Consider the following 12,334-nt stretch of genomic DNA (forward strand, 5'->3'; position numbering starts at 1 on the left):
CGCGACCGGGGAACCCCGGTGACCCTGGAGGGATCGACTTGTGCCCTCAGGGCGCCGCCTTGTAGCGGTCGCGCAGATCGCGGACTTCGTCATGGTTGCGCTGGGCACCTTCGGCCTGGCGCTCGACGATGGCACGCACGTTGGTGGGCAGCGATGCCTTCAGGGCCTTGCGGTAGCGCGCCACGGCGGCGTCCTCGCCCCGTTCGCACTCTTCCAGCACGGCCTTGTCGTCGCTGGTGCTGAGGGCCGTCTTCACCGACACCCAGCCGCGGTGCAGCGCGCCGGTCATCGAGCCACCGCTGGACGGCTCGCCGCCGTGGTTGCGGATTTCGCGCTCCAGTTCCGCAGCGGCGGAGGCGCATTCGCTGGCGTGACGCAGCAGGATGCCCTTCAGTTCGGGAGACTCGGCATGCTCGGCGGAAGCGCGGAAGCCGTACTCCCCATCGCGGCAGGATTCGAGCAGGTCGTCCAGCACATCGACCACGTCGTCGTTGTCCACCAGTGCGGTGTCGCCGGTCGTGGATTGCGTCATGCTGCCCACCGCTGCGCCTGCACCGGTGTTTCCGGCGCGGTCCCAGGCGGCTCGCGTCGCAGGACGGGCCTCGTCCCACTCCATGCCGCTCGTGCCGCGGGCTTGGCCCCAGTCGCGTGCCAGGTGGGGTTCGACGGTATCGAAATCGCCGTCGTAGCGGCCCACCGAACTCCAGCCCAACTCGTAGGCGGGGCGGTATTCATCGTAGGTGCGGCCGCTGCGGTAGTAGGGTTCGCGCTGGTAGCTTTCGCGCCAGTAGGCGTCTTCGACCGTCGGGTTGACCGACTCGGCTGCGGCCTTGCCCGCCAGCCCACCGACGACAGCGCCGGCCACGCCACCCACGGCAGCGCCGATCGGCCCGCCGAACGAACCCGCTGCCGCTCCGGCCATGGCGCCTCCTGCGGCGCCGACCCCGGTACCCACGGGATGCGCGCCGGGTTCGTTGGTCAGAGGGTCGCGGTTTGCATCGTTGAAATCCGACATGAATTCGCTCCGGTTGGTTGAACAATGGCTTCATTCTGGAAGCCACGGTTTTTCCGGAGGGTCGGTCTTCGCACTGCAGGACTGTAGGACGTGCTCCAGTCCCATGGATGAGCTGCAGCCGCGCCACAGCTCATCTTTTTGCTATTTAATCAATAGCAAACTATGCAACCGCAGGGACGCTGCGATCCCTTATCCGCCCGCATCCTCGGCAGCATCCAGGCCCAGTTCCTGGATCTTGCGGGTGATCGTGTTGCGGCCGATGCCCAGCCGCTGCGCGGCCTCCATGCGACGGCCATGCGTGGCCGTGAGTGCCGTGCGGATCAGCCGCGACTCGAACCTGCGCGTGAGGGCATCCCAGACCTCGGTCTGCCCGGCGGCCAGCAGACGCTGGGCTTCGGTTTCGAGCGCGTGTTCCCACCCCGCGAATTCGGAAGGGGCGGAGCTGCCGGAGCCCGCCGAGCCTGCGACCGAACCCGTCGCAGCGGATGCTCCGAGCGACGGCGCCGCAACGGAGCCCGCGCCCATGAGTCCGGCAGGCCAGCCGCCGATGCCCGCCATGCGCTCCGGACGAGGCACCGAGGGCGCGGAGGCGGGGGCAATGGTGTCCGGCACCGAGGCGAGCGCGCCCGAAGTATCGCTGCGCGTGTCCGCCACGGCAGGCGCCGCATGGGGTTGCAGCACCTCCACGGGGCCCTCCAGCACCTCGGGCGGCAGGTCCTGCTGGGAGATGACCTGGGCCGGCGCCATCACCGTGAGCCAGTGGCAGATGTTCTCCAACTGCCGCACGTTGCCGGGGAACGAGAACTGCCCGAGCCGTGCCAAGGCCGCATCGGAAATGCGCTTGGGTTCGACGCCGAGCTGCCGCGCACTCTGCTGCAGGAAGTGCCGCGTGAGCATGGGCACATCCTCGTGCCGCTCGCGCAGCGCGGGCAGGCGCAGGCGGATCACGTTGAGGCGGTGGAACAGATCCTCTCGGAAAGCGCCGTCCTTGACGCGCTGCTCCAGGTTCTGGTGCGTGGCGGCAATCACGCGCACGTGGGCTTTCACGGCGGCATGGCCACCGACCCGGTAGAACTGCCCGTCGGAGAGCACGCGCAGCAGGCGGGTCTGCAGGTCGAACGGCATGTCGCCGATTTCGTCCAAGAACAGCGTGCCGCCCTCGGCCTGTTCGAAACGGCCGCGCCGCTGTGTCTGGGCGCCGGTGAACGCACCGCGCTCATGGCCGAACAACTCGCTCTCCAGCAGATCCTTGGGGATGGCCGCGGTGTTGATGGCCACGAAGGGTCCCTCGGCCACCGGCGAGTGCTTGTGCAGCGCCCGGGCGACCAGTTCCTTGCCCGAGCCCGATTCGCCGGTGATGAGCACCGTCACCTGGCTTTGGCTCAGCCGCCCGATCGCACGGAACACATCCTGCATCGCCGGTGCCTGGCCCAGCATCTCGGGAGTGGCCGTCTGGCGCTCTTCGGTGACCTCTTCGCGCTGGCTCTCTTCGACCGCCCGGCGGATCAACTCCACGGCCTTGGGCAGATCGAATGGCTTGGGCAAGTATTCGAACGCGCCCCGCTGGAAGGCCGAGACGGCGCTGTCGAGGTCGGAATACGCGGTCATGATGATGACCGGCAACCCCGGCTGCTGCTGGCGCACCTGCTCCAGCAGCTGCAAGCCCGAACCTCCGGGCATGCGGATATCGCTCACGAGCACCTGGGGCCCCTGTCGGGCCGCATCGCCGGCAGCGACTTCGGCCAGCGCATCGAGCACTTCACGCGGGTGGGTAAAGCTGCGCGTCGGCAGGTTCTCGCGGGCCAGCGCCTTTTCCAGGACGAAGCGGATCGAGGGGTCGTCGTCTACTATCCAGATCGGCTTCATGTGATGGTTCTACCTTGTTCTCGGGAAGGGAATGTCTCGGGACCTCAAGGCAAGGGAATGAGGATGCGGAAGTCGGTGCGACCCGGCACGCTGTCGCATTCGACCAAACCGTGGTGGCGCTGCACAAAGGTCTGTGCGAGCGTCAACCCCAGCCCCGACCCTCCATCACGCCCCGTGACCAGCGGATAGAAAATCCGCTCCTTGATCGCTTCGGGGACGCCCGGTCCGTTGTCGATGACATGCAATTCCAGTGCCAACCGGTACCTCTGCCGTCCGAAGGTGACCTGGCGCGCCACGCGCGTGCGGAGTGTGATCAGAGCGTCGCCTGCAGCGATGCGCTCCGTCAGCACCTGGGCCGCGTTCTGCACGATGTTCAGCAGCGCCTGGATGAGCTGTGCCCGGTCCCCACGGAACTCCGGAATGGAAATGTCGTAATCGCGCTGCACGCGCAGGCCCTGGGGGTACTCGACAAGGATCAGCGACCGCACGCGCTCGCACACCTCGTGGATGTTGACGTCGCCGACCAGGTGCGGGTGCCGGTGCGGCGCCAGCAGGCGGTCCACGAGGCTTTGCAGGCGATCGGCCTCGTGGATGATGACCTGCGTGTATTCGGTGAGCTCGGGATTGTCGAGCTCCATTTCCAGGAGCTGCGCAGCGCCGCGGATCCCCCCCAGCGGGTTCTTGATCTCATGTGCGAGGTTGCGGATCAGTTCTTTGTTGGCCAGGGCCTGCTCGCGCAGCCGCTCTTCCCGGTCCTGTCGCGCCTGCGCTTCCAACGGCCACATCTCGACCAGGATCTCGCCCGTATGCTCCGCCACCGCCACATTCACGTGGACAGGCACCTGCTCCTGAAGGGCGCCCCGCCGGAGCCCGGCCTCGAACCGCAACGCGGCGAAGTCCTGCCCACGGGCGCCGGCCAGGGCCGTCTGCAGCAGCGCGGGGTCGGTGAAGAAGGTGGAGAAATCGGTGGATTCGAGCGTGCGGCGCGACAGGCCCAGCATGTTTTCGAGGGCCGCATTCGCGAACATCACCGAGCCGTCCTGATGCAGTACGGCCACGAGCGTCGAAACCAGATCCAGCGCGAGGTAACGCTCGGTTGCCCGCGGGGAAGAACCCGGCGCCACGCTCACCGGCCGGCCGCGGCGGGCAGCCGAGCGAGTTCGCGCTTGATGCCGGCGACATCGCTCTCTGCGCGCGACACGGCCGCCTTGAGTTCGGCCGTGCGTTCGATGTACACCTGCGGGTTGCGCAGCTCCAGCGCCGTACGCTGGGGCTCTCCGTTGTTGTATTCCTTGCTCAGGTCGGCAAGGCGGGCTTCTGCCTTGCGCAATTCCGCTTCCAGAATGGAGCGGGCATCGGAATCGCGGGCGCGCTGGTCGTTGGCATCCACACGCGGCGCGTTCGACGGAGACGCCGAAGGCGCCGATGTACCACCACCGCCGCTGCCCGAAGAAGCACTGTTTACAGCCGGCGCACGGGTGCCCTGGACCACCGTGACATTGCCGCCCTCGACGAGCTTGCAACCCTTTTCACGGGCCTGGGCAGTGTTGTTGGTGTATTCGTTACCGCAACGATAGATGCGATCCTGGGACCAGGCCGCTGGTGCCATGGCGGCGAGCGCCAGGAGCACGGAGAGAGATTTCATCATTCAGAGTCCTCGCAATGCATGCCAGCGGCACGCGGAAGATGCCCTGGAAGTATCCCCCAATCCACCCTGCCGCTGCCACGGACCTGCGGCAGCGCAGGGTCTTCGGCAGCGCAACGTGGCAGCACCAAAAGGAAAAGGCGGCCAAAGCCGCCTTTCAAGGGACAGCCCGATGGCAACGGCCACGGGCTTGTGCTGGTTTACAGCGAGTAGTACATGTCGTACTCGACCGGATGAGGAGCCATCCGGAAACGGGTGACTTCCTGCATCTTGAGTTCGATGTAGGCATCGAGCATCGAATCGGAAAACACGCCGCCCTTGGTCAGGAAGCCGCGGTCCTTGTCCAGGTACTCCAGCGCCTGGTCCAGGCTGTGGCACACCGTGGGAACCAGCTTGTCCTCTTCGGGCGGCAGGTGGTACAGGTCCTTCGTGGCGGCTTCGCCGGGATGGATCTTGTTTTCCACGCCGTCCAGGCCGGCCATCATCAGCGCCGAGAAGCACAGGTACGGGTTGGCCGATGGATCGGGGAAGCGCGCCTCGATACGGCGGCCCTTGGGGTTCGCAACGTAGGGAATGCGGATCGAAGCCGAACGGTTGCGGGCCGAGTAGGCCAGCTTCACAGGAGCTTCGAAGCCGGGCACCAGGCGCTTGTAGCTGTTCGTGCCGGGGTTGGTGATGGCGTTCAGGGCACGTGCGTGCTTGATGATGCCGCCGATGTAGTACAGGGCGAAATCGCTCAGGCCCGCATAGCCGTCGCCAGCGAACAGGTTCTTGCCATCCTTCCAGATGGACTGGTGCACGTGCATGCCGGAGCCGTTGTCGCCAGCGTAGGGCTTGGGCATGAAGGTGGCGGTCTTGCCATAGGCGTTGGCCACGTTCCAGACCACATACTTCAGGACTTGAGTCCAGTCGGCGCGCTCGACCAGCGTGCTGAACTTGGTGCCGATTTCATTCTGGCCGGCGCCCGCCACTTCGTGGTGGAACACTTCGACCGGAATGCCCAGGGATTCGAGGATCAGGGCCATCTCGGCACGCATGTCCTGCGTGCTGTCGACCGGGGGCACGGGGAAGTAGCCGCCCTTGACCGTGGGACGGTGGCCGCGGTTGCCGCCTTCGAGCTTGGCGCCCGAGTTCCAGGGGGCTTCGTACTCTTCGATCTCGAACATGACCTTGCCGGGCTCGTTGGACCAGCGCACGCCGTCGAAGATGAAGAATTCAGGCTCTGGACCGAAGAAAGCCGTGTCGCCCAAACCAGACGCCTTCAGATAGGCTTCAGCACGCTTGGCAATGGAACGCGGGTCACGATCGTAGGCCTTGCCATCGCCCGGCTCGATCACGTCGCACTGCAAGAACAGCGTGGTTTCTTCAAAGAACGGATCGATATTGGCCGTGTTCGGATCGGGCATGAGCTGCATGTCCGAAGCCTCGATGCCCTTCCAGCCGGCCACCGACGATCCGTCAAAGGCGTGGCCCGACGTGAACTTGTCTTCGTCGAAGTGGGACACTGGCACGGTCACGTGCTGTTCCTTGCCACGGGTATCGGTGAAGCGGAAGTCCACGAACTTGACTTCGTTTTCCTTCACGATCTTCATCACGTCTGCAACGGTCTTGGCCATCAGGATCTCCAGGATTTAAGCGCTTGTTGAAAACACGGAAATAAAAGCAGGTTGCGTGCCAAGGGCAGGCATCCATGCACTAAGGCGGAGCATGGACATGACAGCCCGCCAGCATTGCACCAAAAGCAAACCAAACTGGTGCACATTCAGATCAAAATAAAGAATTCAAGAGGATCGCACCATTTCAGGGCCGAATTTCGCACCATACTTGTGCAAAGCAGAATGCAGTGCGCTCCAGGCTGACGGAACCAATTCTGCTGGCCCTTTGACCCCCAGCTCGATATGGCGCCCGTGCACGGGGTGGTCCACGCTCGGGAGGCTGAACACCCGCACCGCAGGATGATCACGTTCGACGGTTTCCATCAACGGTGTCAGGCTCGCTTCCATGGCCCCGTACACCACGATGGAATGCTCGGTCTGCGGATTGCGATTGAACCACTGGTTGTATTGCAGGTCGAGCACCCACTCGATCATGGGCCAGGCCATGACGGGAAACCCCGGCAGGAAGTGCACGGTCGAGCCGCCTGCACCATCGCAGGAAAAACCTGGAATCTTGTTGTAGGGATTCGGAATGATGCGCGCGCCCTGCGGAAACACTCCCATGTTCAAGCGGTGGATGTTGTCCGCCCTGTCGGGCTCATACACGAGGCCTTGTTCACGCGCGGTGTCCTGCATGCGCTCGCGGATCAGCGCCTCCGCCTCAGGGTGTAGCACGAGAGGCAAGCCAAGAGCGCTTGCAGCGCACTGCCGGGTATGGTCATCCGGCGTGGCCCCGATGCCGCCGCAGGAAAACACCACATCGGCCGACGCGAACGCCCGTGCCAAGGTGGCCGTGATGCGCGATGGATCGTCGCCCACGTATTCGGCATAGGCCAATTGCAGGCCACGAGCGGAAAGCAGTTCTATGGCCTTGGCCAAATGCTTGTCGGCACGCTTGCCAGACAATATTTCGTCGCCGACGATGATCAAGCCGAAAGAAGGAATCATGTTGCGGTAGGAGGTAGAGAAGCGGGCTGCGGCAGTGACGCTGGGCTTGCAGGTGCTGCTGCGAAGTCACCCTCTCCCCACCGGTCACCACGCTCATTTCGAAGCTGCTCCAACGCAGCCAGTGCGTAGTGCGTGAACCACAGGGAAGAGAAAGCGAAGACCAGGGTGTAGATCCAAATCGCTACCGGCACCAGAACGACGAACGCTGCGGCAAACAACACGCCCGATGCCCAAACGATTCCCGGCGCCGCGCCCAGATAGCCGCACAGTATTCCCATGCCCAGCAGGCGCATGCGATGGCGCTGGAAAATAGCAATGCGCTCTTCCTTGCTGGCATGCTCAGCCAACGCATCGAACGCCATCACACGGTATGTCAGCCATCCCCATATCAGCGGAGGCAGTACCAGAACCAGCGGCGGCACCAACCAGAGTGGCACAGACAACAGCAACGCCAAGAAGGCAGCGAACATGGATCCGAGAGACCATGCCAGGCTCGCGAAGAACGATCCGCCCTTCTTCTGGGCAAGTGCAGGGAAGCGTCGCCCTGCCACCATCCGCACCAACGCCGGTGTCATCAGCATGGCAACCGCCATCACGGCGATGATCACGATGATGGGCGTCGCACCGATGACCACCAACAATGGGGCAATGGCTGCGGGTGCATCGTCCATGCCGATCGCTCGCAGGCCGCTCCACAGCAGCGCAAGCCAATCGGATGCCTGCAGGGCATTTTGCACACCCGCTACAGCTTCAGCCCACCAGAAATGCCCCGCGCCCCAAGCCATCAGGGCAATCAGCAAAAGAGGGAGGAGCGACAACGCAATAACGCGTGGACGAGCGCAGTAGGCAGCAGCACGCCAAAAAGAATCGATCAGCAGTCCCATGTGCCGAGCATAGTCCCAAGCTGGATCGCTATACGGGTCAGGCCCTACCCAACAGTCTCTGCAGCCCCTGCCACTGCTGTGACCAGAATCCCCGCCCATAATCTCTAACACGCCCGTCCGGGCCTGGTTCCACTTGGTCACGCACCCCAGTGGGGTCGTAACGGAGTTCGAAATTGGCAGTGCGAAAAAGCATGTCCCACCAGGGCAGAAGTACGCCGAAATTGTGCCCGCCCAAGATGGGCATCGTTGCGTGATGTTGCGAGGATTCGCCCGGTGCAGCTTTTTGGAGCACCACAGATTCATGGCCGATCCCGATAGCATGGTGCAGCCGATGGAATCGCGGACTCACCCACAATCGCTCTCCGATGCGTCCAAACCAAATACGCACATTGGCATGATGGAAGTTCTCGCTCAACTGGGTGATCGCCACAATTGCGACAAACTGACCCGGCGCCACACCGATAAGTTGAGCAACGGTCACTACGAGCACGTCATGCAAGACGTCATCCAGCAGATGATTTCGGTTGTCGCTCCACATCGTCATCTGTCGCTGCGAATGGTGCAACGAATGCAGTTTCCACCACCATTCGAAATGGTGCTGCCCCCTGTGAATCCAATATTCCAGGCAGTCAAATACGACCAAGTAGATGGCCAGGCTGACCAAAGGCAGATCGGTAACGCCTGGCCAAAGATCATCCAGATGGAAAGTGCTTACGCCGCTCATTCGCAAAGCGCCCCACAGAGAATCCCACAGTGGCGTCAAAGAAAAGAACAGCGCCAATCGAAACAGTCCCAAGCGGTGGATCAGCGTGTAGATCATGTCCACCCGGACAGCATGACGGTCGGTAATCGGTTCTACAGGCCTCCACCGTTGAAGGGGAGCGATGACGAGGAGCATGATCAACAATTGCAGCCCCCCTACCAAAAGCCATCCAGTGGCGTCGTAACCGTCTTCCAAAAAATTGGCGAGACCAAGCGAAAACATGGCTGGCTGCACAACAGCTTCAAAAAGCCCTTGCTGCAGTGCAGCGAAGTAGCTAGACAAAACGTCCATATCGATGATCCCTAAAAGGCTTCATATCAAGACAGCCTGCTATCAATCGTCAATGTTTGGGATTGCGCAGCCATTCTTGGTAATCGGGGTGCTCTCGCAAGGTCTGGAAGCAAAAACCTTTTTCTTTCAACCCGACTATCAATGGCTCTAGCACCGCCGGTGCCCACGGGTCTTTCCGAGACCCAATCCCCAAGTGAGCCAGCAAAATGTCGCCTGATCGAATATTCTGCAAAGCCTGCTTCAGCAGTACAGAGTTGCTAGCCCGCTCGCTGGGCAACTCATCGCCCAAGAAACCCGCGGGTGACCAACCTACATGGGCATAACCGCAATTCCGTGCAGAGGACAGCAGACGAGCTGAAGTCTTCCCGCCAGGTGCGCGAAAAAGCGGCAAGGGCGGCTTGCCAGTGACCTGCTGCAATCGACGCGCTGCCCGCGTGATTTCTTCGCAGTATTCATGGGAAGTCACGGAAAACTGATGCCCCGCCCGTGGCCCGGCAGATGGCTGGATACGGAAAACGGGAGCGGAGAGCGTTCCAAGGTCTCCGCGCCAATAAGCATGATCCATGGTGTGGGAAGCAAACTCATGGCCTTCTAGCGCCCTGGCCCGCCACCAGGGTGCCCAATACTCGCCCAAGCTACCATCTCCGACTTGGGTACGCTCGTTGGCTGCGAAAAAGGTTACCTTGACATGCTGACGAGAAAGCACATCGGCAACCAAGTCAGCGATACCCATGTGTCCGGTGTCGAATGTCAGATACACCGGCTTTATGCAGGCGTTCGCTGCTTCCGCATCTGCCTGAACCGTAGCTGCGGCCCCCACGACCAGCAGCGCGGTCTTCAGCATCGTGGTAATGAACCGAGGCATGACGTTCAACCTCGTTAGCGGCCAGCATGGCGCAAAGTCCAAACGCCATGAGGTGACTTGCCCACGGTCACCTTGCGTACGACCTTGCGCTCTTGGGTATCAATCACAAGCATTTTGCGGGCCCAGCGAGCACTTACATAGATCCACCGCCCATCTGGAGAGACATCCATGCAATCAGGACCGCCTGGCGCAGCATAGCTATCTACGACTTGGTGGGTAAGCATGTCAATCTTGCTGATCGTGTTTGCGACGCGGTTGCTTACAAATAGATGGCGCCGATCTCCTGCGGCACGAAATGCATGCGCGCCCTCTCCAGTTTTAATGCGCTGTATGCTGCGTGGCTGAGGTCCGGAGACATCGAATACCTCCACGCTGTCTCCGCCAGTCAGCCCAACGAAGAGGTGCCGATCGTCAGGCCCACCATAAATGTCGGCAGGCATCGGCCCTGTTTTGATACGCCACTTGATCTTTTGGGTTCCCATATCAATGGCCACTAGCTCATCACTGTCTTGCATGGTCGAATAAACCGTGCGACTTTGGCTGTCTATCCAAAGATGGCTAGGCGTTTTGCTGGTGGCCACTCTTTGGAGAAGCGTCAAGTCCTTGCCATCCCAACGATAAAAATCAACATGATTCAAACGATTGGCTGCCGTCACCAGCCATTTCATATCAGGAGAAAACCGCAAGTGGTAAGGATCCACGATACCTCGAACAGTACGCTGCACCTGTGCTGTGCGAGGATCGACGAAAGTCAGTGAATCCCCCAGCGCGTTGGCCACAACCAAAGATTTCTCATCTGGTGTGAGATACATGTGGTGAGGCTCCTTGCCGGTAGGAATACGCGCAGTCTCAGTCCATGTCGTCGGATCGATTACGCTGATGTCCGCCTCAAGAGAATTCAGGACAAAAACTGGAGGTGGCAGCTCGGCTGCATAAGCACTTCCAAACACCAAAATCGATAAGAAAGCACTGCGCCAACGGCGGAATGGCAAGAAATTCACAAGACACTTTCTAGAGTAGGCGATTTGCTCGGCAGCTGAATACAAGCTCAATTACGCCGCAGCACGCGCAGCAAAGACAGCAAGACCTGCTTGCACCATTGGTACCGGACATAGGCGAAGGTTCCCAAAATTTCAACCGAGCAAGGTCAGATCACTATCACTGAGCCAACGCCACTGTCCAGGCAAAAGATCGCCTGGCAAAGCGAGTCCACCGATCCGTATCCGCTTAAGCCCCTCGACTCGATTGCTCACTGCAGCCACCATGCGTTTGACTTGGTGATACTTACCTTCAGTCAACGTGAGATCGAGATTTCGATCGTCTAGCTGAATACACTGACTTGCGCGAACTGGCTTCGGATCGTCATCAAGAACAACACCCGCTAACAACTGCTCTATCTGATTGCTTGTAATTTGATGCTTAGTTGCAACCCTGTAGACCTTAGCCAAGTGCTTTTTTGGCGAACTCATACGATGAATAAAATGGCCATCATCACTAAATAAGAGCAGCCCCGTTGTATCTTGATCAAGCCGTCCCACCGCTTGGACACCAGCCACCGCTCCCTTGCTCGGTCTTTGCCTTAATGGGGAGGGGAGTAGCGTATAGACGCTCGGATAAGTAGATGGTTTTTGTGAGCACTCTGTTGCGGGGGGCTTATTTAACATGATGTAAGCCTTTGAATGGAAAGGCCATACAACCCCATTGACAGAGAATTGAGCTTGCTCTGCAACTATAACTTGCGCTGCATCTAAACGAGTAGTCATTTGACTTTGCCCAGCTTCACGCAGCTGTACAAAACCTTGCTGAACGAGACCGGCGCAAATCCTGCGGGTACCAAACCCCTGGGAATATAACAACTCCTGCAATTGCATATTCAAGCAGCCCGCGGTTTATACAAAAAAATAATACCAATCAACAAACATTCACCTCATCCACGCCATCCTCAATTGGTTTGAAACGTGCATGTAATTACTCAGCTCGGTGAGACGACGTAGCGATGCATCAAGCGCAGCGTGAAGCAATCTTTGCGTCTCCAGTCCGAATTTCGGATGCTGAATTCCAAAGCAAAACGCCCTCAGACCGAGTTGATCTGAGGGCGATTTGGGCTGTAGGAGCCTGACGATGACCTACTTTCACACGGGTATCCGCACTATCATCGGCGCAAAGTCGTTTCACTGTCCTGTTCGGGATGGGAAGGAGTGGGGCCAACTTGCTATGGTCATCAGGCATAAAGGGTTGCTACCTTGATTGTTGATCAAGGCGGCGAATTCATAGAGTCTTGTCAGCGGTAATTTGACTACGTCTTGGCATAACAACTTGACGGTGTGTCAAAGTTATAGGGTCAAGCCGCACGAGCAATTAGTACTGGTTAGCTTAACGCATTACTGCGCTTCCACACCCAG

General features: G+C 60.3%; 11 protein-coding genes and 1 rRNA gene. All 12 read right to left on the minus strand.

Annotated features, from left to right (window positions below; all coding sequences use genetic code 11):
• Positions 1-46 precede the first annotated feature (46 nt).
• The gene (locus BM144_RS16590) at positions 47-1,015 is read right to left on the minus strand and encodes a ferritin-like domain-containing protein (protein ID WP_092954565.1); all 969 of its coding nucleotides are present in this window, start codon (positions 1,013-1,015) and stop codon (positions 47-49) included.
• Between the two features lie 189 nt (positions 1,016-1,204).
• Positions 1,205-2,881: a nitrogen regulation protein NR(I) gene (gene ntrC, locus BM144_RS16595; protein ID WP_092954568.1), complete on the minus strand. Its 1,677-nt coding sequence runs from the start codon at positions 2,879-2,881 to the stop codon at positions 1,205-1,207.
• A 44-nt stretch (positions 2,882-2,925) separates the two neighbouring features.
• Complete coding sequence (glnL, locus tag BM144_RS16600) at positions 2,926-4,005, minus strand: nitrogen regulation protein NR(II) (protein WP_434802678.1); 1,080 nt, start codon at positions 4,003-4,005, stop codon at positions 2,926-2,928.
• 2 nt (positions 4,006-4,007) lie between these two features.
• Positions 4,008-4,529: a hypothetical protein gene (locus tag BM144_RS16605; RefSeq protein WP_092954574.1), complete on the minus strand. Its 522-nt coding sequence runs from the start codon at positions 4,527-4,529 to the stop codon at positions 4,008-4,010.
• Positions 4,530-4,726: 197 nt separating this feature from the next.
• Positions 4,727-6,142 (minus strand): type I glutamate--ammonia ligase, encoded by a 1,416-nt coding sequence (gene glnA, locus BM144_RS16610; RefSeq protein WP_092954577.1) that lies wholly within the window; start codon positions 6,140-6,142, stop codon positions 4,727-4,729.
• 165 nt (positions 6,143-6,307) lie between these two features.
• Entirely contained in the window at positions 6,308-7,129 is an 822-nt protein-coding gene (locus tag BM144_RS16615; protein WP_092954580.1) for a competence/damage-inducible protein A, read from the minus strand.
• Positions 7,126-8,013, minus strand: a complete 888-nt coding sequence (locus BM144_RS16620) for an EI24 domain-containing protein (protein WP_092954583.1) — start codon at positions 8,011-8,013, stop codon at positions 7,126-7,128. The genes BM144_RS16615 and BM144_RS16620 overlap by 4 nt, the downstream gene beginning before the upstream one ends.
• 37 nt (positions 8,014-8,050) lie before the next feature.
• Positions 8,051-9,067 carry a sterol desaturase family protein gene (locus tag BM144_RS16625; protein ID WP_092954586.1) on the minus strand — a complete coding sequence of 339 codons (1,017 nt, stop codon included), beginning with the start codon at positions 9,065-9,067 and terminating at the stop codon, positions 8,051-8,053.
• Positions 9,068-9,116: 49 nt separating this feature from the next.
• Positions 9,117-9,911, minus strand: coding sequence for a polysaccharide deacetylase family protein (locus tag BM144_RS16630; RefSeq protein ID WP_092954650.1), 795 nt, complete (start codon positions 9,909-9,911; stop codon positions 9,117-9,119).
• 35 nt (positions 9,912-9,946) lie between these two features.
• Positions 9,947-10,888: a YncE family protein gene (locus BM144_RS16635; protein ID WP_245783700.1), complete on the minus strand. Its 942-nt coding sequence runs from the start codon at positions 10,886-10,888 to the stop codon at positions 9,947-9,949.
• Positions 10,889-11,065: 177 nt separating this feature from the next.
• Positions 11,066-11,803 (minus strand): 16S rRNA pseudouridine(516) synthase, encoded by a 738-nt coding sequence (locus BM144_RS16640; protein ID WP_092954592.1) that lies wholly within the window; start codon positions 11,801-11,803, stop codon positions 11,066-11,068.
• Between the two features lie 242 nt (positions 11,804-12,045).
• Positions 12,046-12,158 (minus strand): 5S ribosomal RNA (gene rrf, locus BM144_RS16645).
• Positions 12,159-12,334: the final 176 nt, after the last annotated feature.

Source organism: Paracidovorax konjaci (genome assembly GCF_900112675.1).
In the GTDB taxonomy this organism is placed as follows: Bacteria; Pseudomonadota; Gammaproteobacteria; order Burkholderiales; family Burkholderiaceae_C; genus Paracidovorax; species Paracidovorax konjaci.

What these genes read in the sequence shown, in the direction of transcription:
- BM144_RS16590 (WP_092954565.1), bottom strand. Translation starts at nt 1,015, where the DNA reads ATGTCGGATTTCAACGATGCAAACCGCGACCCTCTGACCAACGAACCC.
- ntrC (WP_092954568.1), bottom strand. Translation starts at nt 2,881, where the DNA reads ATGAAGCCGATCTGGATAGTAGACGACGACCCCTCGATCCGCTTCGTC.
- BM144_RS16605 (WP_092954574.1), bottom strand. Translation starts at nt 4,529, where the DNA reads ATGATGAAATCTCTCTCCGTGCTCCTGGCGCTCGCCGCCATGGCACCA.
- glnA (WP_092954577.1), bottom strand. Translation starts at nt 6,142, where the DNA reads ATGGCCAAGACCGTTGCAGACGTGATGAAGATCGTGAAGGAAAACGAA.
- BM144_RS16615 (WP_092954580.1), bottom strand. Translation starts at nt 7,129, where the DNA reads ATGATTCCTTCTTTCGGCTTGATCATCGTCGGCGACGAAATATTGTCT.
- BM144_RS16620 (WP_092954583.1), bottom strand. Translation starts at nt 8,013, where the DNA reads ATGGGACTGCTGATCGATTCTTTTTGGCGTGCTGCTGCCTACTGCGCT.
- BM144_RS16625 (WP_092954586.1), bottom strand. Translation starts at nt 9,067, where the DNA reads ATGGACGTTTTGTCTAGCTACTTCGCTGCACTGCAGCAAGGGCTTTTT.
- BM144_RS16630 (WP_092954650.1), bottom strand. Translation starts at nt 9,911, where the DNA reads ATGCTGAAGACCGCGCTGCTGGTCGTGGGGGCCGCAGCTACGGTTCAG.
- BM144_RS16640 (WP_092954592.1), bottom strand. Translation starts at nt 11,803, where the DNA reads ATGCAATTGCAGGAGTTGTTATATTCCCAGGGGTTTGGTACCCGCAGG.